Source organism: Neisseria sp. P0008.S004 (genome assembly GCF_051962755.1).
Lineage (GTDB): Bacteria > Pseudomonadota > Gammaproteobacteria > Burkholderiales > Neisseriaceae > Neisseria > Neisseria subflava_A.
The window spans coordinates 196,045-222,794 of sequence record NZ_JBQCUZ010000002.1 but is presented as its reverse complement, the minus strand read 5'-3'; the positions used below and the strand labels follow the sequence as shown (position 1 = coordinate 222,794).

24 protein-coding genes are annotated in these 26,750 nt (G+C 48.8%); 10 read left to right on the top strand and 14 right to left on the bottom strand.

From position 1 onward, the window contains the following. The first annotated feature begins 14 nt into the window (after positions 1 to 14). Together ACTHSW_RS02850 and ACTHSW_RS02845 are read left to right on the top strand one after the other, a co-directional pair. On the top strand, positions 15 to 212 hold the full coding sequence (locus ACTHSW_RS02850; protein WP_003745781.1) for a zinc-finger domain-containing protein: 198 nt from the start codon (positions 15 to 17) through the stop codon (positions 210 to 212). Between the two features lie 3 nt (positions 213 to 215). Further along, positions 216 to 572: a hypothetical protein gene (locus ACTHSW_RS02845; protein WP_440373751.1), complete on the top strand. Its 357-nt coding sequence runs from the start codon at positions 216 to 218 to the stop codon at positions 570 to 572. Positions 573 to 578: 6 nt separating this feature from the next. Here the strand turns inward: ACTHSW_RS02845 and mutY are convergent, their stop codons facing one another. Further along, positions 579 to 1,613 carry an A/G-specific adenine glycosylase gene (gene mutY, locus ACTHSW_RS02840; protein ID WP_107792396.1) on the bottom strand — a complete coding sequence of 345 codons (1,035 nt, stop codon included), beginning with the start codon at positions 1,611 to 1,613 and terminating at the stop codon, positions 579 to 581. 162 nt (positions 1,614 to 1,775) lie between these two features. Here mutY and ACTHSW_RS02835 point away from each other — a divergent pair, with 162 nt between their 5' ends. Then, a complete protein-coding gene (locus tag ACTHSW_RS02835) occupies positions 1,776 to 2,816 on the top strand; it encodes a zinc-dependent alcohol dehydrogenase family protein (protein WP_070616029.1) in 1,041 nt (346 codons plus the stop codon). 69 nt (positions 2,817 to 2,885) lie between these two features. Here ACTHSW_RS02835 and trmA read toward each other — a convergent pair whose 3' ends face one another. From trmA to ACTHSW_RS02800, 7 genes are all read right to left on the bottom strand, one after another. Further along, entirely contained in the window at positions 2,886 to 3,968 is a 1,083-nt protein-coding gene (trmA, locus tag ACTHSW_RS02830) for a tRNA (uridine(54)-C5)-methyltransferase TrmA (protein ID WP_070616030.1), read from the bottom strand. 117 nt (positions 3,969 to 4,085) lie between these two features. Continuing rightward, a complete protein-coding gene (pta, locus tag ACTHSW_RS02825) occupies positions 4,086 to 5,588 on the bottom strand; it encodes a phosphate acetyltransferase (RefSeq protein ID WP_107810850.1) in 1,503 nt (500 codons plus the stop codon). Between the two features lie 161 nt (positions 5,589 to 5,749). Next, positions 5,750 to 6,826, bottom strand: coding sequence for a peptide chain release factor 1 (prfA, locus tag ACTHSW_RS02820; protein WP_049329850.1), 1,077 nt, complete (start codon positions 6,824 to 6,826; stop codon positions 5,750 to 5,752). A gap of 155 nt (positions 6,827 to 6,981) precedes the next feature. Continuing rightward, positions 6,982 to 8,250: an NRAMP family divalent metal transporter gene (locus ACTHSW_RS02815; RefSeq protein ID WP_070461382.1), complete on the bottom strand. Its 1,269-nt coding sequence runs from the start codon at positions 8,248 to 8,250 to the stop codon at positions 6,982 to 6,984. Between the two features lie 287 nt (positions 8,251 to 8,537). Continuing rightward, positions 8,538 to 9,305 (bottom strand): TatD family hydrolase, encoded by a 768-nt coding sequence (locus tag ACTHSW_RS02810; RefSeq protein WP_070461383.1) that lies wholly within the window; start codon positions 9,303 to 9,305, stop codon positions 8,538 to 8,540. A 13-nt stretch (positions 9,306 to 9,318) separates the two neighbouring features. Next, on the bottom strand, positions 9,319 to 10,302 hold the full coding sequence (locus ACTHSW_RS02805; RefSeq protein ID WP_107810849.1) for an asparaginase: 984 nt from the start codon (positions 10,300 to 10,302) through the stop codon (positions 9,319 to 9,321). A gap of 66 nt (positions 10,303 to 10,368) precedes the next feature. Then, on the bottom strand, positions 10,369 to 11,031 hold the full coding sequence (locus ACTHSW_RS02800) for a DedA family protein (RefSeq protein WP_070461385.1): 663 nt from the start codon (positions 11,029 to 11,031) through the stop codon (positions 10,369 to 10,371). A gap of 249 nt (positions 11,032 to 11,280) precedes the next feature. On the opposite strand from ACTHSW_RS02800, the gene ubiD reads away from it, so the two are divergent. Continuing rightward, positions 11,281 to 12,759, top strand: coding sequence for a 4-hydroxy-3-polyprenylbenzoate decarboxylase (gene ubiD, locus ACTHSW_RS02795; protein WP_107768845.1), 1,479 nt, complete (start codon positions 11,281 to 11,283; stop codon positions 12,757 to 12,759). A gap of 284 nt (positions 12,760 to 13,043) precedes the next feature. Here the strand turns inward: ubiD and ACTHSW_RS02790 are convergent, their stop codons facing one another. The 4 genes from ACTHSW_RS02790 to nirK form a co-directional block, all read right to left on the bottom strand. Continuing rightward, on the bottom strand, positions 13,044 to 15,137 hold the full coding sequence (locus ACTHSW_RS02790) for an AsmA family protein (protein WP_070461387.1): 2,094 nt from the start codon (positions 15,135 to 15,137) through the stop codon (positions 13,044 to 13,046). A gap of 178 nt (positions 15,138 to 15,315) precedes the next feature. Continuing rightward, complete coding sequence (rpsO, locus tag ACTHSW_RS02785) at positions 15,316 to 15,585, bottom strand: 30S ribosomal protein S15 (RefSeq protein ID WP_003679932.1); 270 nt, start codon at positions 15,583 to 15,585, stop codon at positions 15,316 to 15,318. Between the two features lie 212 nt (positions 15,586 to 15,797). Beyond that, positions 15,798 to 16,553 carry a formylglycine-generating enzyme family protein gene (locus ACTHSW_RS02780; protein ID WP_070461388.1) on the bottom strand — a complete coding sequence of 252 codons (756 nt, stop codon included), beginning with the start codon at positions 16,551 to 16,553 and terminating at the stop codon, positions 15,798 to 15,800. A gap of 174 nt (positions 16,554 to 16,727) precedes the next feature. Next, entirely contained in the window at positions 16,728 to 17,885 is a 1,158-nt protein-coding gene (nirK, locus tag ACTHSW_RS02775) for a copper-containing nitrite reductase (RefSeq protein WP_070461389.1), read from the bottom strand. A gap of 399 nt (positions 17,886 to 18,284) precedes the next feature. Between nirK and ACTHSW_RS02770 the strand changes: the two genes are divergently transcribed. From ACTHSW_RS02770 to ACTHSW_RS02760, 3 genes are all read left to right on the top strand, one after another. Continuing rightward, a complete protein-coding gene (locus ACTHSW_RS02770; protein WP_070461390.1) occupies positions 18,285 to 20,540 on the top strand; it encodes a nitric-oxide reductase large subunit in 2,256 nt (751 codons plus the stop codon). Between the two features lie 95 nt (positions 20,541 to 20,635). Then, positions 20,636 to 21,535: a 50S ribosomal protein L3 N(5)-glutamine methyltransferase gene (prmB, locus tag ACTHSW_RS02765; RefSeq protein WP_004519392.1), complete on the top strand. Its 900-nt coding sequence runs from the start codon at positions 20,636 to 20,638 to the stop codon at positions 21,533 to 21,535. Between the two features lie 225 nt (positions 21,536 to 21,760). Next, positions 21,761 to 22,498 (top strand): toxin-antitoxin system YwqK family antitoxin, encoded by a 738-nt coding sequence (locus ACTHSW_RS02760; RefSeq protein ID WP_070461391.1) that lies wholly within the window; start codon positions 21,761 to 21,763, stop codon positions 22,496 to 22,498. Positions 22,499 to 22,543: 45 nt separating this feature from the next. Here ACTHSW_RS02760 and ACTHSW_RS02755 read toward each other — a convergent pair whose 3' ends face one another. Next, complete coding sequence (locus tag ACTHSW_RS02755; protein ID WP_063067949.1) at positions 22,544 to 23,104, bottom strand: adenine phosphoribosyltransferase; 561 nt, start codon at positions 23,102 to 23,104, stop codon at positions 22,544 to 22,546. Between the two features lie 168 nt (positions 23,105 to 23,272). On the opposite strand from ACTHSW_RS02755, the gene gmk reads away from it, so the two are divergent. The 3 genes from gmk (at position 23,273) to ACTHSW_RS02740 (ending at position 26,411) form a co-directional block, all read left to right on the top strand. Then, positions 23,273 to 23,890, top strand: a complete 618-nt coding sequence (gene gmk, locus ACTHSW_RS02750) for a guanylate kinase (RefSeq protein WP_063067948.1) — start codon at positions 23,273 to 23,275, stop codon at positions 23,888 to 23,890. Between the two features lie 52 nt (positions 23,891 to 23,942). After that, complete coding sequence (rpoZ, locus tag ACTHSW_RS02745) at positions 23,943 to 24,149, top strand: DNA-directed RNA polymerase subunit omega (RefSeq protein ID WP_003682294.1); 207 nt, start codon at positions 23,943 to 23,945, stop codon at positions 24,147 to 24,149. Between the two features lie 105 nt (positions 24,150 to 24,254). Further along, entirely contained in the window at positions 24,255 to 26,411 is a 2,157-nt protein-coding gene (locus ACTHSW_RS02740) for a RelA/SpoT family protein (protein ID WP_070584277.1), read from the top strand. Between the two features lie 117 nt (positions 26,412 to 26,528). Here ACTHSW_RS02740 and ACTHSW_RS02735 read toward each other — a convergent pair whose 3' ends face one another. Beyond that, positions 26,529 to 26,690, bottom strand: a complete 162-nt coding sequence (locus ACTHSW_RS02735) for a hypothetical protein (RefSeq protein WP_049344044.1) — start codon at positions 26,688 to 26,690, stop codon at positions 26,529 to 26,531. Positions 26,691 to 26,750 lie beyond the last annotated feature (60 nt).

Below are 26,750 nucleotides of genomic sequence, written 5' to 3'. Positions count from 1 at the left end.
TGAGGAACCAAACCATGAGTACACAGTCTGAAAAAAACGTTGTAGTCATCAAGCCGCAGGATTTGCCGCTGCATTGCTCCGGCCCTAATCATGAAACATGGAACGGCCATCCGCGTGTGTTCTTGCCGATTCAGTCCAACAGTGAGATTGAATGCCCATATTGTGGCACTTATTACCGTCTTGATGGCGAGATTCCGCATCACCATTACTGATCTATGCCTATATTGAACAAAATCATCTGTACTTTGTGCGTGAGTTTGTGCGCTGCGTGCGGCTCGTATAAGGCCGTGCGCCCTGACGCGCCTTTACCGGTCATTGCACAGGCGCAGACGTATTCTGTCCGTTATCAATCCGCACAAGGTCGGACGATTACTGCAATTTATATCAACAGCCACAGCCCGATGATGGTTGAGCTGCGTGAAGGCAATACGGTTGAGAAACTGGTGCAAGTCCGCTTGCGGAGTCAGGGCGTAGAGTACGCCAATCCAAGCTCGCGTTGGCAGATTGGCGACGGGTTTGCCGTACTGATTCGCGGCGGAAAAGAAGTTGTATTTAAAGAGATTGTGGAATAGGGCGGTTTAGCCTTTAGCCAAATATTTGATTAAAGGCTTGGGCAAACCATAATCTGCTAAATGTTCCAATGATACCCAAAGGCCGTCTGAAAGATGTTCAGACGGCCTTTGTTGCGTCTGAAAAGGGGTAATCATCAATAAGCGGTGGGTCAGGCGGTGGGTAAATGTGGTTTGTTCTTCAAGGCCGTCTGAAATAATACCGAAGCGTTCTGCGTAAGCATACAAATCGTCTAATTTTTCAAAACAGGGTACGCAATACAGACCGCCCCAAATGCCTTTGGCAGGGCGTTTTTCAAGCAATAATGCGCCGTCAGTGTTATGGATAATCAGCCAATAAAGCGGTAGGGTTTGCACTTCGGGAGCAGTTTTTTTACGGGGTAGCTCGTCAATGCGGTTTTGTTTTTTTGCTTCGCAGATGTCTGCCATAGGGCATTGATGGCACAAAGGTTTTGTTCGTTTGCAGACGGTTGCGCCCAAATCCATCAAGCCTTGCGTGTAGGCAGGCATATCAGTGTTTTCAGACGGCAGCAGGCTTTCGGCGAGTGACCAGAGCGAGTTTTCAAATTTTTTGTCTTGCGGATTGCCGTCTTGGGCAAAAACACGGCAGAGAACGCGTTTGACGTTGCCGTCCAAGATGGTTTCTCGTCGGTTAAAAGCAAAGGCAGAAATAGCGGCGGCGGTACTTCTGCCTACGCCGCAGAGCGTTTCTAAGTCTTTGCGTTCGGATGGAAAGATACCGCCGAATTGTCTGACGACTTGTTGCGCTGCTTTGTGCAGATTGCGTGCGCGGCTGTAATAGCCCAAGCCTGCCCACAAGGATAAAACCTCGTCTTGCTGCGCAGCGGCAAGCGATTGCACGGTTGGGAATTTGGTTAAGAAACGCGGATAGTAGTCCAATACGGTAGCAACCTGCGTTTGTTGGAGCATGATTTCTGAAAGCCAGACGGAATAGGGGTCTTTGACCTGCCAAGGCAAGTCGTGACGACCATGCTGCCGTTGCCAATCGATGAGTCGTCGTGCAAAGGATGTGTGTGTGTTCATTAATATTTACTTCTTAATTATTTATTTTTAAAACAATATGTTACAGTATAACATAAAAAATAATAATCAGGATTGACTTATCTGGTGGAGGGGTATATAAATATAGTTAACGTGGATTTACGCTGTATTGTTAAAGTTTATTAACCGTTCAAGGAGATTCACATGAAAGCAATGGTTTATCATGGCGCAAACGACATCCGTTTCGAAGAAAAGCCCCGCCCTCAAATTATCGATCCGACTGATGCAGTCGTCAAAATCGTTAAAACCACGATTTGCGGTACTGACTTGGGTATTTGGAAGGGTAAAAACCCTGAAGTTGCCGATGGTCGTATCCTCGGTCATGAGGGTATCGGTATTGTAGAAGAAGTCGGCGATGCTGTAAAAAACATCAAAGTCGGTGATAAAGTCATTATTTCATGTGTCAGCAAATGCTGTACTTGCGATAACTGTAAAATCCAACTCTATTCACACTGCCGTAACGGCGGCTGGATTTTGGGCTACATGATCGACGGTACACAAGCCGAATGCGTCCGCACGCCTTATGCCGACAACAGCCTTGTTCCGCTGCCCGAAAACGTCAATGAAGAAGTCGCCCTGCTGTTGAGCGATGCCTTGCCGACTGCCCACGAAATCGGCGTGCAATACGGCGATGTCAAACCCGGCGACACCGTATTCATCGCAGGCGCAGGCCCTGTCGGCATGTCCGCCCTGTTGACCACCCAACTGTACAGCCCCGCAGCCATCATCGTTTGCGATATGGACGAAAACCGTTTGAAACTGGCGAAAGAGTTGGGTGCGACCCATACCATTAACCCTGCTTCCGGCGATGTAAGTAAGCAAGTTGCCGCTATCGTCGGCGAAGACGGCGTAGATTGTGCCATCGAAGCGGTCGGTATCCCTGCGACTTGGAATATGTGCCAAGACATCGTGAAACCCGGCGGCCATATCGCTGTGGTTGGTGTACATGGCCAATCCGTTGATTTCAAACTGGAAAAACTGTGGATTAAAAACCTTGCCATTACTACCGGCCTGGTTAACGCCAATACCACCGAAATGCTGATGAAAGCCATTTCCAGCAGCTCAGTGGATTACACCAAAATGATGACCCACCATTTCAAATTTAGCGAATTGGAAAAAGCTTACGATGTATTCAAACACGCTGCTGAAAACCAAGCCATGAAAGTGGTTTTGGAAGCGGATTGATTTGAAAATCGCTTAATATGCCGTTAATTAAAGGCCGTCTGAACATTCAGACGGCCTTTTTGTATGGTTTTATTTTTTCTTCAACCAAACGCCGCTTTCGATATGGTGGGTAAATGGGAATTGGTCGAATAGGGCGGCGCGTTCGATGGTATGAGTTTGACAGAGCGTGTCGAGGTTGGTGCGCAGGGTCTCAGGATTGCAGGAAATATAGAGGACGTTGTCGAATCGGGCAACCAATTTGAGCGTCTCATCATCAACACCAGCGCGTGGAGGATCAACGAAAATGGTTGAAAAATCATAGTTTTTCAAGTCGATGCCTTGTTCTTGCAGGCGGCGGAATTCACGGTTTTGCGTGTAGGCCTCGGTAAATTCTTCCGCAGACAGACGAGCGATTTTGAGATTGGTAATTTGGTTGGCTTCAATATTCCATTGGGCGGCATTGACGGAGGTTTTGGAAACTTCGGTTGCCAATACTTGATTGAAATGTTGCGAAAGCGGCAGGGTGAAATTGCCGTTGCCGCAGTATAACTCAAGCATGTCTTTGCCTAAGTTTTGCGCAGCATCACACGCCCAAGTCAGCATTTTTTTGCATACTTGGGCATTGGGTTGGGTAAAGCTGCCCTCGATTTGACGATAGCGGAAGGTCTTGCCGTTGACTTCCAATGCTTCGGTCACAAAATCTTGGCTTAATACGATTTTTTGTCCGCGGCTGCGGCCGATGATGTGGATGCCCAAATTGTGCGCCAGCTCTTGCGCGGCTTGTTGCCATGCGTCGTTCAGCTTCTTGTGGTAAATCATGGTAACCAGCATTTCGCCGCTTAAAGTGGACAAAAATTCGACGGCGTACCAGCGGTTTTTCAGCTCGGGATGATTGGATGCGGCTTCAATCAATTTCGGCATCAAGGCATTGATGGATTCGGACGCGGCAGGAAATTGGTCGCAACGGATCAGGCTTGCCCCGCTTGCCTTTTGCCCGCGTTCAAACATGGCGTAAAACATTTCGCCGCCTTTATGCCAGATGCGGAACTCGGCGCGCATCCTGTAATGCTGTTCCGGAGATTCAAAGACTTCGATTTCTGGAAAATCCAGTCCTTGGAAAAGTTGCTGAAGATATTGCTTTTTGTCGGCTAGTTGTTGCTGGTAGGCAGTCATCGGGGCAGTCTTTCAGAAAATAATGGCGAATTATAATATAGTTGGCGCAAAGATACGAAAGGCCGTCTGAAACATCGGTTTCAGACGGCCTTTGATTTCAAAGCATCAGCTTGTCAATCAGCCTTGCATTTGTTTGGCTTGAACGGCAGTCAGGGCGATGGTGAAGACGATGTCCTCAATCAATGCGCCGCGGGACAAGTCGTTAACCGGTTTACGCAAACCTTGCAACAACGGGCCTACGCTCAGGACGTTGGCGCTGCGTTGTACGGCTTTGTAAGTACAGTTGCCGGTATTGAGGTCTGGGAAAACCAAAACGGTTGCTTGACCGGCAACAGCACTGCCCGGAGCTTTGGATTGACCGATAGATGGAACGGTAGCCGCATCGTATTGCAACGGACCTTCGATGGCCAAATCAGGGCGTTTTTCATTAGCCAGTTTGGTTGCTTCGATCACTGCATCGACATCAGGGCCGCTGCCTGAGTTGATGGTAGAGTAGGAAATCATGGCTACTTTTGGATCGATACCGAAAGCTTTGGCACTGTCGGCAGATTGGATAGCGATGTCGGCCAGTTGTTCCGGAGTTGGGTTTGGATTAACCGCGCAGTCGGCAAATGCCAATACTTGGTTAGGCAGCAACATGAAGAATACGCTGGATACGAGGCTTGCGCCCGGAGCGGTTTTAATCAGTTGCAGGGCAGGGCGGATGGTGTTGGCAGTAGTGTGGACTGCGCCGGAAACCAAACCGTCTACGTCGTTTTGAGCCATCATCATGGTACCCAGTACGACGGTGTCTTGCAGCTGTTTGCGTGCATCTTCAGGAGTCAGGCCTTTGGATTTGCGCAATTCGCACATTGGCTCGACGTATTGCTCAACCAAAGAAGCAGGATCGATGATTTCCAAAGAATCAGGCAGGGAGATGCCACGCTCTTTAGCTACGGCTTCAACTTCTTCGCGGGTAGCCAACAGTACGCAACGGGCGATGCCTTTTTCGTGGCAGATGGCGGCAGCGGCGACGGTGCGCGGTTCTGCGCCTTCAGGCAGAACGATGCGCATATCGGCTTTGCGGGCAAAATCGATCAGGTTGTAACGGAATTGGGCTGGAGACAGGCGTTTGGCTTCGCGTTTGGCCAAAGCGGATACGTCTTGCAGTTTGTCGCTGGAGCCGAAGAAAGTCAGGCCGGTTTGCTCGCCGACTTGTGCGCCTAAAGCAGCGGCTGCACCGTCAATGATGAAACCTTCCAATAAGCCTGGAGAGTTGGTATAGAGCTGTTTGGCAAGATTCAATTGTTGGGTGACGGCAGCGGCATCAGTGTTGTCGGATTTCAGCGCCAATACAACGCCTGCATCCAAAGACAGCGCCAATTCGACGTTTTTGCCTGCCAAGAACAATTTTTCTGCATCAGGAGTGATGCCTTCGATAACGAGGTTATCTACATTCAATGCTGCAACTTTACCGATAAGCGCGTCAAACCAGTCGTCGCTCTTGCCTTGAGCCAACAGGGTTTCTGTAGTGGAGTCAACGGCTTGGAAAACTTGCGCATTCAATGCTGCTGCAAATGCTTTTGCCGCTGCATCGGCGCTCAGGCCGGCAGATACCGGTGCGATCAGGATTTTTGCCATTTTGTGTCCTCTCTTTCGGTGATTGTAGAAGGGTGTTGCTGTGGCGCAGCTGGTGCTGCATTTTAACACTTCAGGATTGAAGTTTCTTTAATGTATTCACGGTCATATTAACATATGTCATCAGGCCGTCTGAAAAGTATAAACGCAATGGACCAAATCCATCAATCCCCCATTGCTGCCAAAAGCTCGGCTTGATGCTCAGCAATCAGGGCGTTGGTGATTTCTTCCAAATCGCCGTCCATCACAAAATCCAGCTTGTGCAGGGTGAGGTTGATGCGGTGGTCGGTCACGCGGCCTTGCGGGTAGTTGTAGGTGCGGATGCGTTCGCTGCGGTCGCCGCTGCCGATCAGGGATTTGCGTTCGGCGGCTTCTTTGGCTTGGGCTTCGCGTTTTTGCGCGTCATTTAAGCGAGCGGCGAGGACTTTCATCGCCTGCGCTTTGTTGGCGTGTTGGCTGCGGCCGTCTTGGCACTCGACCACCATGCCTGTGGGCAGGTGGGTGATACGGACGGCGGAGTCGGTTTTGTTGATGTGCTGACCGCCGGCGCCGGATGCGCGGAAGGTGTCGATCCGCAGATCGGCCGGGTTCAGTTCAATGTCTTCCAGCTCGTCCGCTTCGGGCATGACGGCAACGGTACAGGCGGAGGTGTGGATACGGCCTTGGCTTTCGGTGGCAGGGACGCGTTGCACGCGGTGGCCACCGGATTCAAATTTTAGACGGCTGTATGCGCCCAAGCCGATAATGCGGGCGATGACTTCTTTATAGCCGCCCAATTCGCTTTCGTTGGCGGAAACAATTTCAACCTGCCAGCGGTTGCGCTCGGCGTAGCGGCTGTACATACGCAGCAAATCGCCTGCAAACAGCGCGGCTTCGTCGCCGCCGGTACCGGCGCGCACTTCGATAAAGATGTTTTTATCGTCGTCGGCATCTTTTGGCAGTAGCAGTTTTTGCAGTTCGGTATCGAGTTCGTCGATTTTGGCTTTTGCGGCTTCGATTTCTTCGGCGGCAAAGTCTTTCATTTCAGGGTCAGACAGCATTTCTTCGGCATCTGCCAAGTCGCTTTGCGCCAGTTGGTAGTTTTGGAAGACTTCGACAACGGGGGTCAGTTCGGCGTGTTCGCGTGTGAGTTTGCGGTAGTTGTCCATGTCGGACGTGGCTTCAGGCTGACCGAGCAGATGTGTGACTTCTTCCAGTCGGTCGCTGAGTTGTTGTAGTTTTTCTAAAATAGACGGCTTCATAAATTTTCCAAAATACGGATGCCGTCGAGTGGTCTGCAACGGCGAAATAAGGAGTCATTATAATGGGTTTGAATGAAAATTCAAAAAGATATGATTGATTGGAAAGGCCGTCTGAAACTTGTTTTTGAGTTTCAGACGGCCTTTTTTATATGGGCTTATTTAGGCGCAGCCAAGATGCCTGTTTGGTTCAGCAGGAACAAAACGGTAAAGCCGGTCAAATAAATCAAACCGATAATGGCGAGGAAGTTCATGCCCATGGTCAGTTTGTGGCGTTTGTCGCCTTTAACGAGGCGGTAGTTCAGCCAAGCGAACACAGGGGCGGCAACGAAAGCGGTAATCATGGCGAATTTGAGCAGCTCTGCCATTGCGCTGTTGAACCAGAAAATTACGGCCAAGCCTGAGCCTGCGACCCAAATGTTCCAAGCAAACAGTTCGACGTTGCCGGTTTTGTCTTTACCGCGCAACAGGCGTACCGGTTCGGCAATCGCGCGCGCGTAGCCGTCTACTACGGTAATGGTGGTGCCGTACATACAAGCAAAGGCGATAAATGCCACCAGCGGACGCGACCAGTCGCCGATGGTCACGGCGTACATATTAATCAGCTGGCCAACATATTTGCCGCCCGCCATTTGTACGGCTTCGCCGTTGCCGTATTGGACATATGCACCCAAGGCCAAGAAGACGACCGCCAACACTGCGCTGGTGATGTAGCCGACGTTGAAGTCGAAAATGCCGTCTCGGTAGCTGGAAGGGTTGATGCGTTGTTTTTCGGTAACCCACAAAGAGTTGATGGCGGAAATTTCAATCGGTGCAGGCATCCAGCCCATCAGCGCGATGAGGAAGCCCAAGCCTGCCAGTGTCCACGGGGTAGGCTCGATAAAGTCGGGTTTCATCTGCATGCCGCGAGACATGGCCACGGCTGCTGCGGCGACGGTGGCGATGGTCAGGCTGACGATGATGATTTTGGAAACGTTGTCCAAGGCTTTATAGCGGCCACTTGCCAAAATCAGCAGGCAGGAAACCATAATCATGACGGACACCATGCCGGCATCGAAAGTCAGCGATGGGATCGCCATTTTGACGATGGCGGCGGTAACGATGGCGACCGCACCGGCATTAATCGTTGCCGATGCAATACATAAAATCAAAAATACCCACAAATAAACGCGGCTTTTTTCGGCATAGCCCTCAATCAGACTTTTGCCCATATCCAGCGTGTAATGTGCGCTGAAACGGAAAAACGGGTATTTGAACAGGTTGGTCAGAATAATGATCAGCGCAAGCTGCCAGCCGTAAAGTGCACCTGCCTGCGTGGAGGCAATCAGGTGCGATCCGCCGACCGCTGCCGAAGCCATCATGATGCCCGGGCCGAGAGCATTGATTTTGCTCTTCCAGGTGGAAGCGTGTGTATGTTGTTCAGCCATAATTAGTTTCCGCCTTTTTCAGACGGCCTTATTATCAAAAAAAGGCATATTTTAACGTAAATAAAAAGTTTGCCCAATAATATGCGTAATACTTTTTATCAATCAAAGGGAAAATACGGTGTTAAAAAGCCGAGATGACGGAGTGAACGATATTTTGTGCCAAAAACATTTTTTCAGACGGCCTTGTATCGCTTTTTATTCATGAATATGGGGTAGGGAGGGCAGAGTGTGTCGGTTTGGAAACGAAATGGCTGGGCAAGGCTTTTTGATGCCTTGAGGTCGGCATATTAAGGGGAAGTATGGAGCAGGGAATCCACGTTTTGCTCGGTGATTTCAGCCAGTTGTACCAGTGGTACGTCGCGCAATTCGGCGGCAATTTCGGCGATACGGCGGATGTTGGCTGGTGTATTGGTTTCATGGCCGAGCATAAAAGGGCTGTCGGTTTCGAGAACAAAATCCGTGTCGTCTAAGGCTTGTAAGGCGGCACGGACTTTTTTTGCATTGGGATTGAGCAGCAGCGAGCCTATGCCGATTTTGAAGCCGAGTTTCACCAAAATCCGTGCTTCTTCTACGCTGCCGGAGAAGGCGTGAACGATACCGCCTCGTGTGAAACCGGCGGTTTTAACGGCGGCGACAATGGCGGCGGTGGCTTTCAGATTATGGATGATGACGCGGCGATTGAGATTTTGGGCGAGGATGAGTTGGCGGATAAAGACATCGGTCTGCGTGTCGCGTTGCGCTTGGGTTTGCTCTTTGCCATAAAAATCCAAGCCGATTTCGCCAACCCATGCTTGCGGATGCTGGATTAATTCGGACTCTAACTCTTGGAATGCCACTTCGTTGAGGCCGTCTGAAAACCACGGATGAATACCCAAAGCGATATGGATATTTTCAGACGGCCTCTCCAACTGCGCAACTGCCTGCCAATCATTGGGAGATGTAGCCGGTACGATAAAACGCACCACGCCGGCGGCTTGCGCTTCGGTAAGCACGGCAGGCAGCGTATCGGCAAGTTTGGGATCGGCAAGATGGCAGTGGGTGTCGGTGAAAGTCATATTTAATGGTGGTTTACAGCAGATTTAATTGTCGCAATTCTTGTTGCACCTTATCTGCATTCCAGTCATGAGATACGGCGAGGGTCATCAGCGCAGTGGCGGTTTCGAGATTGCATTTGCCGCCGTTGATGATACCTGCCTGACGCAAAGCATCGCCTTGGGCATAGACGGCAGCGGCGCAACCTTGCGGCACTTGGCTGATGTTGAGCAGCAACTTGCCTTGTTGCGTAAAGGCTTGGACGGCTCGGACAAACGCATCGTTGCTCGGCGCATTGCCGTGGCCGTAGCTTTGCAGAATCAGGGCTTGGGCGGAAAGGTGGGGCAGGCCGTCTGAAAGTTCTTGCGTGGCATAACCGGGAATCAGCGTGCGGACGGAAACTTTGGCTTCGGGATTTGGAAGACGCGGCTTGAGGCCGTCTGAATGTTGGGTTGTGGCAATATGGATATTATGCCAACCTTTGTTTTCATCCCATTCGGTGAGCGCACCAAAATGCAGGTTGTCAAAACCTGCGGCGGTTTCTGTGCTGACCTTGCTGCTGCCGATGGCGGGGAAGAGCTTGCCGTCAAAGGCAATCGCCACTTGTTTGAGTTTGAGCGAGAAAGCGGAAACGGCGGTAGCAAGGTTGCGCGGCGCATCGCTGTTGGCGGCATCGTAAGGCCATTGCGAGCCGGTCAGGATAACGGGTTTGTCCAAACCTTGCAGCGAAAGGGCGAAGAGGTTGGCGGTGTATGCCATGGTATCCGTGCCGTGCAATACCAAGATGCCGTCATAGTCAGGCAGTTTGGCAATAATAAGCTCCAGCCAGTCGCGTTGGTTTTGCAGCGTTACTGCGGAAGAGTCGATGAGCGGCTGGCAAACGTGCCATTCGAAATCAAGGCCGTCTGAAAAGGGGGCAAGGGCTTTATCGACGAGAGCGGTGTCGGGACGCAGACCGGCGCTGCTTTGGGTCATGCCGATGGTGCCGCCGGTGTAGAGGACGAAGATTTTTTGTTTCATGGTGTTTCTGATGAATGATTGAGGCCGTCTGAAAGCGGGGAAGTGTTTCAGACGGCCTAGAAAGGTTTATTGATTAGCTTGTTTTTTGGCTTTTGCAGCGCGTTTTTCGTGCAGTTTTTCACGGAAGAAGGTATGGCGGCGGTGTTTTCTCCACCAAATCCAGCCGACAATGACGGCGCCGATGCCCAGTACCGCAAAGATACCGGATTGCAGGCTGTGCATTTTTTCCATCAGCCAGTCGGTATTGCGTGCGCCGTATTCGCCCAAATAAATCCAAACCGGAACGGAAATCAGCGCGGCCAAGCCGTCCATCAGGATAAAGCGCAGGTAGGAAACCTTGCGGCTGATGCCTGCAGTCACGAAAACAGCGGTACGCAGGCCGGGCAGGAATCGGGCGACGAATAAAACCCAGTTGCCGTATTTGTCGAATTTTTCCTGTACTTGGGCATAGCGTTTGGGCGTCATCACGCGCGCAATCGGTTTGAATTTAAGGATTTTTTGCCCCCAAATCCGGCCGGCTGCAAACATAAAGCCGTCGCCTACCAATACGCCGAGCATGCCGACGGCAAACATAATATGCGAGTTGGTATAACCCAGACCGGAAATCACACCGCCGGTTACCAGTGTCAAATCTTCAGGAATCGGCACACCGAAGCCGCAAATAACCAAAACGAAAAACACGGCCGCATAGCCGTATTCAACGAAAAAAGATTCTAAAATTGCAAACATGGCCGCCGTCCCACGATAAATATTGATTGATGACTGGATTAAGTTGGAATTTTACCAAAGATAAGGCCGTCTGAAAGCAATCACAAGCAGATATTGTTTAAATTTGACGGTAGTTTGCAAAAAATCTAGAAATTCGGGCGTGGAAAGTTGGGATTTGAACAGATTTGGCAGGTACAATAGCCGCTGGTTTATCTTTCAAACCCGAAATGGAAGTCTGTTTTCAGACGGCCTGTTCAGGAAAATGAAATCATGAAATACAGAGATCTGCGAGAATTTATCGCCGGATTGGAAGCTGATGGCAAACTCAAGCGTATTCAGCATCCGGTGTCGCCGTATTTGGAAATGACCGAAATTGCCGACCGCGTGCTGCGCGCCGAAGGGCCAGCGTTGTTGTTTGAAAAACCGATTAAGCCTGACGGTACGCGTTATGATTATCCCGTGTTGGCGAACCTGTTCGGCACGCCCGAACGTGTGGCGCTGGGCATGGGTGCGGACAGTGTGTCCAAACTGCGCGAAATCGGGCAGACGCTGGCGTATCTGAAAGAACCCGAACCGCCCAAAGGCATTAAAGACGCGTTTTCCAAACTGCCGTTGCTGAAAGACATTTGGAGCATGGCGCCGAACGTGGTGAAAAATGCGCCGTGTCAGGAAATCGTGTGGGAAGGCGAAGACGTTGATTTGTATAAACTTCCGATTCAGCATTGCTGGCCGGAAGACGTTGCGCCGCTGGTAACGTGGGGCTTGACCGTCACGCGCGGTCCACACAAAAAACGCCAAAATCTCGGTATTTACCGCCAACAATTAATCGGCAAAAACAAGCTGATTATGCGCTGGCTGTCGCATCGCGGCGGCGCGTTGGATTATCAGGAGTTCCGTAAACTCAATCCCGATACGCCGTATCCTGTCGCCGTCGTACTCGGTTGCGACCCTGCCACTATTCTCGGAGCGGTAACGCCTGTACCCGATACCTTGAGCGAATACCAATTTGCCGGACTGTTGCGTGGTTCGCGGACGGAGCTGGTAAAATGTATCGGCAATGATTTGCAAGTGCCTGCCCGTGCAGAAATCGTATTGGAAGGCGTGATTCATCCAAACGAAACCGCGTTGGAAGGCCCATACGGCGACCACACCGGCTATTACAACGAGCAGGATCATTTCCCTGTGTTTACGGTTGAGCGCATTACCATGCGTGAAAACCCGATTTACCACTCCACCTACACAGGCAAACCGCCCGATGAACCCGCCGTTTTGGGCGTGGCGTTGAACGAAGTGTTCGTCCCGCTTTTGCAAAAGCAGTTCCCCGAAATCACCGATTTCTATCTGCCGCCCGAAGGCTGCTCCTACCGCATGGCGGTGGTCAGCATGAAAAAACAGTACGCCGGACACGCCAAGCGCGTGATGATGGGCTGCTGGTCGTTCCTTCGCCAGTTTATGTACACCAAATTCATCATCGTAGTTGATGACGATGTGGATGTGCGCGACTGGAAAGAAGTCATCTGGGCGGTAACCACGCGCATGGATCCCGTACGCGATACTGTTTTGATGGAAAACACACCTATCGACTACCTCGACTTCGCCAGCCCCGTCAGCGGACTTGGCGGCAAAATGGGTTTGGATGCGACCAACAAATGGCCGGGCGAAACCGACCGCGAATGGGGACGAGTAATCAAAAAAGACCCTGCCGTTACGGCCAAAATCGATGAGATTTGGGAGCATTTGGGTTTGTAGATGTCGGATTTATTGGAATTTCTACTTCAAATATTGATGGAAATAATTGGGTCTATGTTTGAGGGTACGGTAGAAATAGTGAGGTTCGATTGGAGAGAAAGAAAACTCTCCAAAAAAGGCTTGATTAATGTTGGCTATATGGTTTGTCATCATTATGGTTTGTCATCATTGTTGCACTGATTGCGTATATAGTCATTCCTAAGTAAACATCTTATTCTGACAATGTATCTGTTAAAAGGCCGTCTGAAATTTTTTGGGTTTCAGACGGCCTTTGATTTGAAAACCTAGCGCGGTTTGAGCCACTTCCATTGTTCTTGTATGGTTTCTTGCAGGGCTTTTTGTTTTTCTGCAGGCGTATTCATACCATTGGTCAAGCGGCTGTAATCAAGGGTAATGGAAGGGTTTTGTACGGTTCCGCCGATTTTGAGGGGAATCGGTTTGTTTTTAGGCTGCAGTACGTTGCTGATAAGCAGGTTTTCGGACAGCTTTTGGGTATTCAAATCGGTATAGCCGCTGCTGACAACGTGCAGGCTGTCGGAAAACAGTTCGGTGTTGATATGATGGCTGATGCCTTTCTCGATTTCGCTATTGAGGGTGAAATGATGGAAAGGAGTTTTGAGGTTGCTGTTGTCGATTTTTTCCGAAGAGATGCCGTTTTTCAGAATGCTGTCCATATCGATGCCGTGCCATGCGCCGTTGGTAATATCGAGGAGCAGGCTGCCGTTTAGGGCTTGTATCATTTGGGCGCGGTTGTTGCCGGTGGTTTTAATGTCGATAACGGCGTCGCCGCTGCCGCTGAAGCTGTGGAAACCGAACAAGTCTTGCAGCAGCGGCTGAATTTGTATGCCTTTTGCGTTTTGCTGAAGGTGGTAGGAGGCAGGTTGGGTCGCCGCAATACTCAGACCGCCCTCGGTTTTGCCGCCATAAAGCCCAGCTTTGAAACGGTGCAGGGCGATATGTTCTTTATCGGCGGTGAGCAGGGATTCGACGTTTTCTAATTGCAGGCCGGCAGTTTGAATGCTGCCGATTTGGAGGTTGGCCTCAATGTCGGGCAACCAGGATTTGGCCAGCAGAGAAGGAAGATTCAGTGATGGCTGGGTTTTCAGATCTTCCAAGTAAGGGGTCAGATTGAGTTTTTGTAAGGCGATACCGGCGTCAAGGTGCGGACGCGGTTGGGCATCGCGCTGGTATTTAAAGGCCAAGGCAAGGGCTTGTCTGTCAAATGCGCCTTTCAGACGGCCTTCCCATGTATTGAGGCTGAAATTGGCCTGCCCTTCGAGTGTACTGATGAATCTGGGGCGGGGAAGGCGGTTGATGGTGTCTTGCAGGGTGCTGAGGTGCAGTTTGGGCGCATCAATGCCTTTGCCTTTTTGCCAAACCAACGGGCTGGAAAAGGTAAAGTTGGTTTGGAGGCGGTCGTTTTTATGGCTGCCTTTGAGTTCAAAATTGGCTGCGGTCAAAACGGTTGCATAGAGGTTGGTTTTGTCCAGTTTGAATGAACCGTCCCATTGGTTGTTTTCACTGCCGGCAGTCAATGCGCCGTTGAGTGTGTTTAGGTGTAAATAGCCGTTCTTGAATTGCAAGAGGGGAGAGCGTGCATTGATATGCAAGTTTTGATAGTCGCTTTCGGCTTGCAGATTGAAGTCGCGCAAAAGGGCGGTTTGGTTTTGCCAATTAAGGCTGCCTGCGATTTGGGCATCCAGCTTGTTTTTGAGTAATACGGTTTGCAGGTTTAATTTGAGGGCGGGAACGCTCCAGCCGGCATCATCTTGTACAAGATGGCCGGCGCCTTGCCAACTGATGGGGTTGCCGATGTTTTGCAGTGTGCCGCTGATATCGAATGGACGGCCGTCTGAATCAGCTCTGCGCAGGGAAAATTGCAGATCGTTTAAGGCAATATCTTGCTCTTTATTGTGATAGCGGATGCTGCCGTTATTGATGATGACGCGGTTGAGCTGGAAGCTTTCTTTCGATGTATGGTTTTGTTGCAGGCAGGCAGGCAGGTGGTTTTTGGGACCCAGCGTCAGCGACGGATTGGAAAGAATCCATTTTTCAAGAATGGGGGCATCTGACCATAGGCTGCTCCAGCCAAAGCCCATTTTAGACTCGGCAATATTCAGCGTCGGCGTATCAGGTTCGGAAGAGGAAAGGCTGAGGTCTTTTAAAATAAGCGTAGGGCGCGGCAGCCATTTTCTGCTGATGTTGGCATTGTATTTGACTTGGCAGCCATGGGCGGAAAAGTTTTTTTGTATGAATGCGTCGATGTTTTCTGTGTTGAATATGCGGAACATTAAGGCACTCAATACCGCCGCGAGGCATAAAAGCGCGGTAATGCCGAAAACCAGGGTTTTCAGCCAAAATTTTCCTGAGTGCAACATGGAATGAACAGACAATTCAGATTCTCGCTTTGATGGGAGCTTTAAGGAGTGATTGGGAGTTTAAGCCTTGCTGCTTAAGCGTGTGGAAGTATAACACAGAGCGTGGGCCTGTGTTTCAGACGGCATCGGTATGTCAATAAAAAACACCGCCCGAAGGCGGTGTTGATTTAAGCATAAATTATTTACGCAGACCCAGGCGGGTAATCAGTGTACGGTAAGTATCAGGCTGAGTACGACGCAGATAAGACAACAGGCGACGACGTTGGCTAACCATTTTCAACAGGCCGCGACGGCTGTGGTGGTCTTTAGGGTTGGCTTTGAAGTGAGGAGTCAGGTCGTTGATGCGGAAAGTCAATAGAGCGACTTGTACTTCAGAAGAGCCGGTATCGCCTTCTTTGCGTTGGAAATCTTTAACAATTTGTGCTTTTTGTTCTACGGTCAATGCCATGATGGATAACTCCGAAAATAAAAGAACCTTTTCAGGTTCGGACAAGTTTGCCAAGCCGAACGACCTAAGCAAACTCCTAAGTGCCTTTTTATAAGGACGGGCGGATTATGCCACAATTTGTCTTTGTGCGCCATATCTTTTCAGACGGCCAAAAAAAAAGCGGCGATACCTTTCAGTACCGCCAAAGCTGCTTTGGTGATAAAAACGAAACTTTATTTGCTTGCGCAACGGAAGCCCAAGTTATTTAAAACATATTTGGACTGTAGGCTGGTGCGGATGCCGTAGCGTAAGAATGCCGCATAGTTGGACGGATCGCTTGAACCCACGGATGCGCCGCTACAGAACATTTGTGTGTTGGACGAGCCGGCAGAGAGTTGGCTGCTGTTGAAGTCTTCAGTCCATTCCCAAATCAGGCCGTGCATATCGTATACGCCCCAGTAGTTGGGTTTGTTTTTACCGATGTCGTGCAGGCCGTTGCGGCCGCCGTCTGCATACCAATCTAAGATGGTGCGGTTGTAGCCAGGCTCGGCAGAGCCGTCTTTTTGAGTGGCAGAAGCCAAGCCTGCAAATTCCCATTCGTCAATAGTCGGCAGACGTTTGCCTTTGGAAACGCAGTAAGCATTTGCGGCGAACCATGAAACATTGGTTACTGGGTGTTTGAGTTCGCTGGCTTTAGGCGCAAAACTGTTGCTGCCATTTTTTACCCAATGTTTCAGGTAAGCTTTTTCAGCATGTTTGGAATTGATTTTTCCTTTTTGCCATTGCGGATGTGTGTTCACAAATTCGGCAAATTCGGCATTGGTTACCGGATATTTGTCAAGCTGGAAAGGTTTGACTTTAATAAGGGAAGTTTCTTTTTTGAGATAGAGAGGACGGTAGCTGCCTCCTTCGATTTTTACCATTTCGGCAGCAAATGTATTGCCGCAGATTAAGGCACTGCCTAAGAGGAGGAGTCGTATGAGTTTCATGGTACGCCCTTATTATCGATTGAAACAGGAAATTTATTTTTCAGATAGCCTAATCATAACAAGGCCGTCTGAAAAATCAATCTGTCTGATTTGAACAGGAAGATTAATCGTGATGGAAGCCACTGCGGCTCTAAAGAGTAGGGCAGCAGTGGCTTGGCGTATTAAACCGAGAGATTATTTAGCGGCTTCAGAAGCACCAGACGCAGCTGCTGGAGCAGAAGCGGCAGCACCGGAAGGTTGGTAAACGGTGTCGCTCAGTTTTTTGGTCATGATTTCAGGGTTTTCATCACCCTCAACTTTCAATTGACCCAAAGCACCTTTGTTGAACGCACGGAAGATAGAGTGGTCAACCAAGGTGTAGCTGCCTGGAATGTCGACTTTGAATTCAACGATAGCGGCACCACCAGCAGGAACAATTGTGCTTTGTACGTTTTCGTTAATCAGTTTACCACCTTCAACATATACTTTGTCGAAGATTTCGCCGATAACGTGGAAAGAAGATACCAAGTTAGGACCACCGTTACCAACGTACATACGAACAGTTTCACCCGCTTTAGCTTTCAGAGCGTTGTCGCCGGCGATAGAGCCTACGTGACCGTTGAATACAACGTATTCAGGTTGTTCAGCAATCGCTTTATCCATATCGAAAGGTTGCAGGCCTTGAGCGCCTTTTTTACCTTTAGTATAGAAGTCACCTTGTACGATGTAGAACTCTTTGTCCACTTTAGGCAGACCTTCTTTAGGTTCAACCAAGATCAAACCGTACATACCGTTGGCGATGTGCATACCTACAGGAGCAACGGCACAGTGGTAGATGTACAAACCGGCTTGCAGTGCTTTGAAGCTGAAGGTAGAAGTGTGGCCTGGGGCAGTAAAGGTAGCTTCTGCACCACCGCCTTGACCGGTAGCAGCGTGGAAGTCAACGTTATGAGGAACGGTAGAAGAAGGATTGTTAGAGAATTCTACTTCTACGGTATCGCCTTCGCGTACACGGATCATTTGGCCCGGAACGTCGCCGTTGAATGTCCAGTAATGGTATTCAACACCGTCTTCCATGGTCATGGTTTTTTCGACGGTTTCCATTTTAACGCGTACTTTAGCCGGATGATCGCGATCAGTTGGAGGTGGAACTTCCGGAGCGTGAGTTACGATAGCATCGATTACAGGCAGTTCTGAAGAAGGAGTCTCTGCAGCAGCTTGTGAGTTGGAAGCGGCAGGAGCTTCAGCAGAAGCGGTAGCAGCTGGAGTTTCAGCAGGTTTAGCAGCTTGCTCGCCGCATGCGGCCAGTGCAAATACAGAAGCGATAAGTGCGGCTAAGGTTTGGCGTTTCATGTTTAAAGTTTCCTTATAGTAAGAAAAGTTAAGAATCCTGATAGGATGGTTCGAAGTTTTGTATGATTATGTAGGCGCTTGTTTGGTCATATTTTGATGTAAATCAAATTGTTCAGGGAATATGAATCTTTTAATCCCTAAATACTCCTTTAGAAGTATAAAAAAATACATCGAAAAGTTTAATTTTGTGTGAAAATGTTAGCGAGAACTTAACACAAAATACGATAAAGGAGGGTCTGTATAGGAAAATGGGAATCAATATCATATAAGTTAATGGTTTTAAAGGAATATTATTGACAAAATATTTCTTTACTTATTAAACCGTGATACAATCTTTAACATTCATATTTGATGAATTAATACCCAACCACTTTTTACCAAAATCAAGGAGTACTTAAAATGGGACAGTACAAGAAGCTTTGGTACTTGCTGTTTGCCGTGCTGGCAGTATGCTTTACCATTCTTGGTTATATGGGTAGCGAAGTCTATAAAAAGGCTCCGCCATACCCTGAACAAGTCGTTTCTGCATCCGGCAAAGTCCTGATGACCAAAGACGATATTTTGGCAGGTCAATCTGCATGGCAAACTACCGGCGGTATGGAAGTCGGCTCTGTATTGGGTCACGGTGCATACCAAGCTCCGGACTGGACTGCCGACTGGCTGCACCGCGAGCTGGTTGCATGGTTGGATCTGACTGCGCAAGAAACTTACGGCAAAAAATTTGACGAAGTTTCTCCTGAAGAACAAGCTGTTCTGAAAACCCGTTTGGCTGACGAATACCGCAACCAAAGCCGTGTTAAGGAAGATGGTTCTGTCGTTGTCAGCGAAACCCGCGTGAAAGCGATCGAAAGCATCCTGCCTTACTACCACGGTGTGTACAGCGACGATCCTAAGTTCCAAACCACTCGCGAACACTTTGCAATGAAAAACAACACATTGCCAAGCCCAGAAGCGCGTGAAAAACTGTTCAACTTCTTCTTCTGGACTTCTTGGTCTGCTTCGACCAACCGTCCTGACGAAACTTTTACCTACACAAACAACTGGCCGCACGAGCCTTTGATCAACAACGTACCGACTACTGAAAACTATATGTGGTCTTTCACCAGCGTGGTATTGTTGCTGATGGGTATCGGCTTGCTGATGTGGGGTTACTCTTTCTTGACCAAACATGAAGAGGTTGAAGTACCTACTGAAGATCCTATCTCTAAAGTACAACTGACTCCTTCTCAAAAAGCGTTGGGCAAATATGTATTCCTGACTGTTGCGCTGTTTGTCGTACAAGTACTGTTGGGTGGTTTGACCGCTCACTATACTGTCGAAGGTCAAGGCTTCTACGGTATCGATACCGCCTTGGGCTTTGAAATGGCCGACTGGTTCCCATATGCGCTGACCCGTACTTGGCACATCCAATCCGCTATTTTCTGGATTGCAACCGGCTTCCTGACAGCAGGTCTGTTCTTGGCTCCGATTGTGAACGGCGGTAAAGATCCTAAATTCCAACGTGCCGGTGTGAACTTCCTGTACATCGCTCTGTTCATCGTAGTCGGCGGTTCTTACGCAGGTAACTTCTTTGCTTTGACTCACATCATTCCACCTGAGCTGAACTTCTGGTTCGGTCACCAAGGTTACGAATACTTGGATTTGGGTCGCTTCTGGCAACTTCTGCTGATGGTTGGCTTGCTGTTGTGGCTGTTCCTGATGCTGCGTTGCACCATCTCCGCCTTTAAAGAAAAAGGTACAGACAAAAACCTGTTGGCTATCTTCGTAGCTTCTATGGTTGGTGTGGGTGTGTTCTACGCTCCTGGCCTGTTCTACGGTGAAAAATCTCCAATCGCTGTGATGGAATACTGGCGTTGGTGGGTGGTGCACCTGTGGGTAGAAGGCTTCTTCGAAGTGTTCGCTACTGCTGCCTTCGCATTCATTTTCTACAACATGGGCTTTGTCCGCCGTAGTACTGCTACTGCTTCTACTCTGGCCGCTGCCGCCATCTTCATGTTGGGCGGTATTCCAGGTACATTGCACCACTTGTACTTCTCCGGCTCTACCTCTGCCTCTATGGCAATCGGTGCATGTTTCTCCGCTTTGGAAGTTGTACCTTTGATTCTGCTGGGCCGTGAAGCTTACGAACACTGGTCTTACCAACACCTGTCCGACTGGGCGAAACGTCTGCGTTGGCCTTTGATGTGCTTCGTAGCAGTTGCCTTCTGGAACATGATCGGTGCCGGCGTATTCGGCTTCCTGATTAACCCACCGATTTCCCTGTTCTACATCCAAGGTCTGAACACTACTGCAGTTCACGCTCACGCGGCTCTGTTCGGTGTGTACGGTTTCTTGGCTCTGGGCTTCGTATTGCTGGTTGCACGCTACCTGAAACCTAATGCTCAATTTGACGACAAACTGATGACTTGGGGCTTCTGGCTGCTGAATGGCGGCCTGGTGGGTATGATTGCTATCAGCCTGTTGCCGGTCGGCGTGATTCAAGCTTACGCTTCTATCACTCATGGTCTGTGGTATGCACGTAGCGAAGAATTCCTGCAAATGGAAATTCTGGATACCCTGCGTTGGGTTCGTACCGCTGCTGACTTGATCTTCATCGGTGGTGCTGTCTGCGTTGCTATCCAAGCTACCAAAATCGTATTCAGCCGCGATAAATAATCTTAAGCTGAATTAAATCAAAGGCCGTCTGAAAAGTTTTCAGACGGCCTTTCTGTTATAATTTCAATATTCTTAAATCGACAAGACAAAACATTATGTTCAACCAAGCTGCTCAAGAGCTGACCACTGTTCGCGATTTATTGCGTTTTGCTGTCAGCCGTTTTAATGATGCCGGACTGTTTTTCGGACACGGGAGTGATAATGCCCATGACGAGGCAGCCTATCTGATTTTGCACACTTTGAACCTGCCTTTGGATATGTTGGAGCCTTATTTGGATGCCAAATTGTTGCAAAGTGAGAAGGAGGAAGTGTTGTCCATTATCGAGCGCCGCGCAGTTGAGCATATTCCTGCTGCGTATCTGACGCATCAGGCATGGCAGGGCGAGTTTGATTTTTATGTCGATGAGCGCGTTATCGTGCCTCGTTCTTTCATTTACGAATTGCTTGGTGACGGTATCCGTCCTTGGATTGAACACGATGAATTGGTGCATCGAGCTTTGGATTTGTGTACCGGTAGCGGCTGTTTGGCCATTCAAATGGCGCATCATTATCCCGACGCACAAATCGATGCCGTTGATTTGAGCTTGGATGCGCTGGAAGTGGCTGCCATCAATATTGAAGATTATGGTTTGGAAGACCGTATCAGCTTGGTGCATACCGATTTATTCGAAGGTTTGGATGAAACCTACGACTTAATTGTTTCCAATCCGCCTTATGTTGACGCGGAATCTGTGGAAGCGTTGCCTGATGAATACCTGCACGAGCCGGAATTGGCTTTGGGTAGCGGCGAAGATGGTTTGGACGCTACACGTCAAATCATTCTGCAAGCGGCAAAATATCTGAATCCGAAAGGTGTATTGTTGGTTGAAATCGGTCACAACCGTGAGGTATTGGAAGCGGCTTATCCCGAATTACCGTTTACTTGGTTGGAAACCAGCGGTGGCGATGGGTTTGTATTCCTGTTGACCCGCGAGCAATTATTGGGCGAAGAGTAGTTTATTTTGATATGAATAAAACAAAGGCCGTCTGAAAAGGTTTTAGACGGCCTTTGTTTTATAAAATATTTAATATTTTAAGAAAATACAAATGCCTATGGTATACCGAATATGAAATCCAAGCAGGCTTTGAAACTATGGCTTATAATATTTGTCATAGTTTCTAATGTCAGTGGATTTTTATTACTGACTTTTTGTAGAACATATACTGCCAAACTCCATATTATGAATAATTATTTAAAATCAGGCCTGTTGGCTGCTGCCTTGTTCAGTATGCCCGTTGCCGCCTTTGCCCAGCAACATACCGTTTATTTCAATCAAAACGGTAAACTGACGGCGACCATGCCTTCGGTTGCTTATGTCCGCCAATACAAGATTGAGGCAGGCAAGGCGCAGGTGCAGGATTTTTACTATCCATCGATGAAAAAATATTCTGATCCTTATGAAGTACCTGCCGGTCAGATTAAGGTTTTTGTGCCGGCGTTGGATAATGGTACGCTGACCCTGTGGCATTTCAACGGTCAGAAAAAGATGGTTGGCAGCTATCGCAACGGCAAACCGCATGGCGAATGGGTCAACTGGTATCCAAACGGCAAAAAATCTGCGGTGATGCCTTATCAAAATGGCCTGAGTGAGGGAGTGGGTTCCCGCTATTACCGAAATGGCGTGAAAGAAAGCGAAATTCAGTTTAAGCACGATAAAGCCAATGGCCATTGGAAACAATGGTATTCAGACGGCAGTCCGAAAACTGAAATGATGATGAGCAATGACAAACCGACGGAGATCATCAGTTGGGATGAAAATGGTCGCGTTGTGTCTGAATTGAGTATTCGCAACGGCAAACGTAGCGGCATTATTTTGGATTGGTATGATGATGGTGCGAAGAAATCCGAGTTGGTTTATAAAGACGACCAGTTGGTGAAAAAAACTTTTTGGGATACAGACGGATACGTTCTCGAATAATTTTGACAATAAAAAACCGCAGGCTGAGCAGCTTGCGGTTTTTTATTACATACAGCCTTTGTTTTGGCATAGGGTAAATAACGGCACGCCGCTTTCACGGATTTTTTTGCCGCCGTCCAAATCGGTAAATTCCAAAATGGCAGCCGCTTCGATTACTTCACCGCCCAGTTTGCGGATCAGTTCGACACCTGCCAGCATTGTGCCGCCAGTTGCCACCAAATCATCTACCAACAAAACGCGTGCGCCCGGCTTGATGGCGTCGGTATGGATTTCTACCGTTGCTTCGCCATATTCCAAAGCATAACTTTGAGAAACCGTATCAAACGGTAGTTTGCCTTTTTTGCGGATAGGGACAAAGCCGACATTCAGCTGATAGGCCAAAGCTGCGCCAATAATGAAGCCGCGCGCATCCAAGCCCGCAACGACATCAACTTTTTGCCCCATATAGCGGTAAACCAGTAAATCGACCAGCAGGCGGAAATATTCTGCGCTTTGCAAAACGGGAGTAATGTCATGAAACAAAATCCCTTTTTGCGGCCAGTTTTCAATTTTACGGATTTTGTCCGCCAAAGCTTCTACGCCCATTACTTCAGGATGAATCAACATCTCGACATTCCGAAATCAAAAAGTTTTTAACGCGATATTGTAGCGGTCATATGCGGACTTGCCAAATTAATCGATACAATAGCCAAATTTTGCAACATGCCGTCTGAAATTCCGAGAAACATTGTGTTGTGTTATAATTTACAGGTACATACCATCGGCTGAACCACCATGCAAAATCATAAAAAAGGCAATATTTACATCATTTCTGCCGCTTCCGGCACAGGTAAAACGACCTTAGTGTCGCGCCTGTTGAAAAATCATGACGACATCCGTGTTTCCATTTCTCATACCACGCGCCAGCCGCGTGAGGGTGAGGCACATGGTGTGCATTACCACTTTGTTCCCAAAGAAGAATTTGAATCACTGATTGAGCAAAGAGCCTTTTTGGAACACGCCAATGTGTTCGGTAATTATTACGGCACCAGCATTGCCGGCGTGAATTCGCTGAGTGAAGAGGGCTATGACGTAATTTTGGAAATTGATGTGCAAGGTGCGGCGCAAGTGCGTAAATCGTTGCCTGAAGCCAGCAGTATTTTTATCCTGCCGCCTTCCTTTGAAGTTTTAGCGCAACGTTTGATCGGCCGTGGTACAGACAGCGAAGAAGTTATTCAAACACGCCTTTCAAAAGCCCGTCATGAGATTGAGCAATCCGTTTTGTTCGATTACGTTGTCGTGAATGACGATTTGGATCGTGCCGAAGCCGATTTGTTCCACATTATTAAAGCAGGCCGTCTGAAAAAATCCGCCCAGCAGGGATTTATCTCAAACCTGTTGGAAAATTCGTAAAAAACAGCGAAAATAACCGTTTATTTGAAACATAGAAAGAAAGCAAGCAAACATGGCACGTATTACTACTGAAGACTGCACAGGTAAAATCCCTAACCACTTCGACCTTACCCTCGTTGCCGCCCGTCGCGCACGCCAGCTCGAAAACGGCAACACGCCTTTGGTTGACGACATTCGCAACAACAAACCAACCGTAACCGCCCTGCGCGAAATCGCAGCCGGACAAATCGGAACCGAGTTGCTGACCCGCAACAAATAAACCAACCGGCAAACCGATAAAACCGCCGCGCGGACTGTATCGGTGCGATATCACAACCGATACAGTCTGACGGCTTAAAAAATAGCCATAAAAGGCCGTCTGAAAATGCCAGCCCCACTGCCTACCGCCCCCTATGACCCGCTGACAGCAGAAGCGCGCGAGCTTCTGTTTCGCACCGCATCCTATCTCAATACCAATGAGCAGGCCGAGCTTGAAAGAGCCGTTGCCTACGCTTTCCACGCCCATGACGGACAAACCCGTAAAAGCGGCGAACCTTACATCACCCATCCCCTTGCCGTTGCCACGCAGCTTGCGATTTGGCACATGGATGTTCAAGGCCTCTGTGCAGGCGTTATGCACGATGTATTGGAAGATACGGGCGTAACCAAAGTCGAAATGGCGGCAGAATTCGGCGATACCATTGCCGAAATGGTAGACGGCCTCTCCAAACTGGAAAAGCTCAAATTCGAAGATCATGCCGAGCATCAGGCGGAAAGTTTCCGCAAGCTTATCCTCGCCATGACTAAAGACGTGCGCGTCATCGTCGTCAAACTTGCCGACCGATTGCACAATATGCGCACCCTTGGCTCTATGCGTCCGGAAAAACGCCGCCGCATCGCCAAAGAAACCCTCGAAATCTATGCTCAAATTGCCAACCGCATTGGCCTGAACAATGCGTATCAAGAGCTTCAAGACTTATCGTTCCAAAACCTCCACCCAAGACGCTACGAAACCCTGAAAAAAGCCATGGACAACAGCCGCAAAAATCGCCGCGATGTTGTCGGCAAAGTGTTGCGTGCATTCAGTCAGCGTTTGGTCGGTATCAATATTGAAGCCAAAATCAAAGGCCGCGAGAAAAACTTGTACAGCATCCATCAAAAAATGCTGGCTAAAAAGCTGCGTTTTGCCGAAGTGATGGATATTTACGGCTTTAGGGTCATTGTAAACAGCATTCCTGCCTGTTATGCCGCGTTGGGTGCATTGCATAATTTATACCACCCCAAGCCCGGCCGTTTTAAAGACTATATCGCCATTCCGAAAAGCAACGGTTATCAAAGCTTGCACACAACCTTGGTCGGCCCTTACGGTTTGCCGATCGAAGTGCAAATCCGTACGCGTGAAATGGACGCTGTGGCTGAGGGCGGTATTGCCGGCCATTGGATTTACAAATCCGGTGAAAACACTCCGGACCAAGCCGTCCTCCATATGAACCGATGGATGAAAAATATTCTTGACCTGCAAGCCAGCAGCTCAAATGCCATCGAGTTTCTGGAGCATGTCAAAGTCGATTTATTCCCCAACGAAGTCTATATCGTTACCCCGAAAGGCGATATCCTTACCTTGCCGAAAGGTGCAACGCCGATTGACTTTGCCTATGCCGTTCACACCAATATCGGTCATAAAACCGTTGCCGCGCGTATCAATAACGTCATGATGCCGTTGCGCACCAAGCTGAAAACCGGCGATACGGTAGAAATCATTACTTCCGAGCATGCCAAGCCTAATGTGGCATGGCTGAACTTTACCGTTTCCAGCCGTGCGCGCAGCGCCATCCGCCAATACATTAAAAATCTGAATCGTCACGATGCCGTTGTTTTGGGTGAGAACCTGCTGCAAAAAGCTTTATCCAGCCTGTTGCCTAAAGATATCCTGCTTTCAGACGACCTCAAAGAAAAATACCTTGCCGATTTGAATACCAAACAAACCTCGTTTGAAGAGGTCCTCTACAATGTCGGGATGGGGCATACTTTGCCGGTACACGTTGCCATGCACATTGCCGAGTTGGCAGGCCAACATTTTGGCAGCACGGTCAAACTCAGCCCGATCAAAGTCAACGATCAGGAAACCGGCCGGATTCATTTTGCCGAATGTTGCCATCCGATTCCCGGCGATGCGATCCGTGCCTTATTGGTCAAAGACAAGGGTATGATTATCCACCGTGATACCTGTCAAACTTTGGTCAAAGCTGATCCGGAAGAGCAACTCGATGCGGGTTGGGACAGTTTGCGCAATCAAACGTACCGAACCATCCTCAACGTCAAATCCGAAGATGCGCATGGTTTGTTGGCTTCAATGGCGCAAGCGATTTCCAATTCCGGTGCGGATATCGAATCTGTCGATACGCCAACCAAAGCGCAAGCAGGAACGGAAGGTTTTGTAGAATTTAAATTCACAATTAAAGTCAAAGACTTGGATCAGGTTAATCAGATTATTCATGCAATGCATGCCAATCCGAATATCCGCAAAGTGATTCGAGGATGATCTCGTTATAAGCAAAGGCCGTCTGAAAGTGTTTTCAGACGGCCTTTTTGATGTTTACAAATAAAAGCTGTTGGCTTTTTTAAGAGGGTTTATGGCTTTTTTGTAATTGGATTGGGTTTAATTCAACCAAAAACGGAAAACCAAGAAGAAAACCAAGGCCAAAACGCCGGCCCAAACCAGCAACATGAATCCGGCTACTGCCTGACCCAAGCGGTAAACAGGATTTTTGCGTTCGTCTTCGAGTAGGGGATTAGGTGTATCGTGCGGTTTGTCGGACATAATGAAGCTCTGATTGAATTATTGAATAAAAGCGTAAGAGTACGCCGATAGAAGCAAAGA

Excerpts from the sequence above, each read along its gene's own strand:
- ACTHSW_RS02850 (WP_003745781.1), top strand. The coding sequence starts at position 15 with ATGAGTACACAGTCTGAAAAAAACGTTGTAGTCATCAAGCCGCAGGAT.
- ACTHSW_RS02845 (WP_440373751.1), top strand. The coding sequence starts at position 216 with ATGCCTATATTGAACAAAATCATCTGTACTTTGTGCGTGAGTTTGTGC.
- mutY (WP_107792396.1), bottom strand. The coding sequence starts at position 1,613 with ATGAACACACACACATCCTTTGCACGACGACTCATCGATTGGCAACGG.
- ACTHSW_RS02835 (WP_070616029.1), top strand. The coding sequence starts at position 1,776 with ATGAAAGCAATGGTTTATCATGGCGCAAACGACATCCGTTTCGAAGAA.
- trmA (WP_070616030.1), bottom strand. The coding sequence starts at position 3,968 with ATGACTGCCTACCAGCAACAACTAGCCGACAAAAAGCAATATCTTCAG.
- pta (WP_107810850.1), bottom strand. The coding sequence starts at position 5,588 with ATGGCAAAAATCCTGATCGCACCGGTATCTGCCGGCCTGAGCGCCGAT.
- prfA (WP_049329850.1), bottom strand. The coding sequence starts at position 6,826 with ATGAAGCCGTCTATTTTAGAAAAACTACAACAACTCAGCGACCGACTG.
- ACTHSW_RS02815 (WP_070461382.1), bottom strand. The coding sequence starts at position 8,250 with ATGGCTGAACAACATACACACGCTTCCACCTGGAAGAGCAAAATCAAT.
- ACTHSW_RS02810 (WP_070461383.1), bottom strand. The coding sequence starts at position 9,305 with ATGACTTTCACCGACACCCACTGCCATCTTGCCGATCCCAAACTTGCC.
- ACTHSW_RS02805 (WP_107810849.1), bottom strand. The coding sequence starts at position 10,302 with ATGAAACAAAAAATCTTCGTCCTCTACACCGGCGGCACCATCGGCATG.
- ACTHSW_RS02800 (WP_070461385.1), bottom strand. The coding sequence starts at position 11,031 with ATGTTTGCAATTTTAGAATCTTTTTTCGTTGAATACGGCTATGCGGCC.
- ubiD (WP_107768845.1), top strand. The coding sequence starts at position 11,281 with ATGAAATACAGAGATCTGCGAGAATTTATCGCCGGATTGGAAGCTGAT.
- ACTHSW_RS02790 (WP_070461387.1), bottom strand. The coding sequence starts at position 15,137 with ATGTTGCACTCAGGAAAATTTTGGCTGAAAACCCTGGTTTTCGGCATT.
- rpsO (WP_003679932.1), bottom strand. The coding sequence starts at position 15,585 with ATGGCATTGACCGTAGAACAAAAAGCACAAATTGTTAAAGATTTCCAA.
- ACTHSW_RS02780 (WP_070461388.1), bottom strand. The coding sequence starts at position 16,553 with ATGAAACTCATACGACTCCTCCTCTTAGGCAGTGCCTTAATCTGCGGC.
- nirK (WP_070461389.1), bottom strand. The coding sequence starts at position 17,885 with ATGAAACGCCAAACCTTAGCCGCACTTATCGCTTCTGTATTTGCACTG.
- ACTHSW_RS02770 (WP_070461390.1), top strand. The coding sequence starts at position 18,285 with ATGGGACAGTACAAGAAGCTTTGGTACTTGCTGTTTGCCGTGCTGGCA.
- prmB (WP_004519392.1), top strand. The coding sequence starts at position 20,636 with ATGTTCAACCAAGCTGCTCAAGAGCTGACCACTGTTCGCGATTTATTG.
- ACTHSW_RS02760 (WP_070461391.1), top strand. The coding sequence starts at position 21,761 with ATGAATAATTATTTAAAATCAGGCCTGTTGGCTGCTGCCTTGTTCAGT.
- ACTHSW_RS02755 (WP_063067949.1), bottom strand. The coding sequence starts at position 23,104 with ATGTTGATTCATCCTGAAGTAATGGGCGTAGAAGCTTTGGCGGACAAA.
- gmk (WP_063067948.1), top strand. The coding sequence starts at position 23,273 with ATGCAAAATCATAAAAAAGGCAATATTTACATCATTTCTGCCGCTTCC.
- rpoZ (WP_003682294.1), top strand. The coding sequence starts at position 23,943 with ATGGCACGTATTACTACTGAAGACTGCACAGGTAAAATCCCTAACCAC.
- ACTHSW_RS02740 (WP_070584277.1), top strand. The coding sequence starts at position 24,255 with ATGCCAGCCCCACTGCCTACCGCCCCCTATGACCCGCTGACAGCAGAA.
- ACTHSW_RS02735 (WP_049344044.1), bottom strand. The coding sequence starts at position 26,690 with ATGTCCGACAAACCGCACGATACACCTAATCCCCTACTCGAAGACGAA.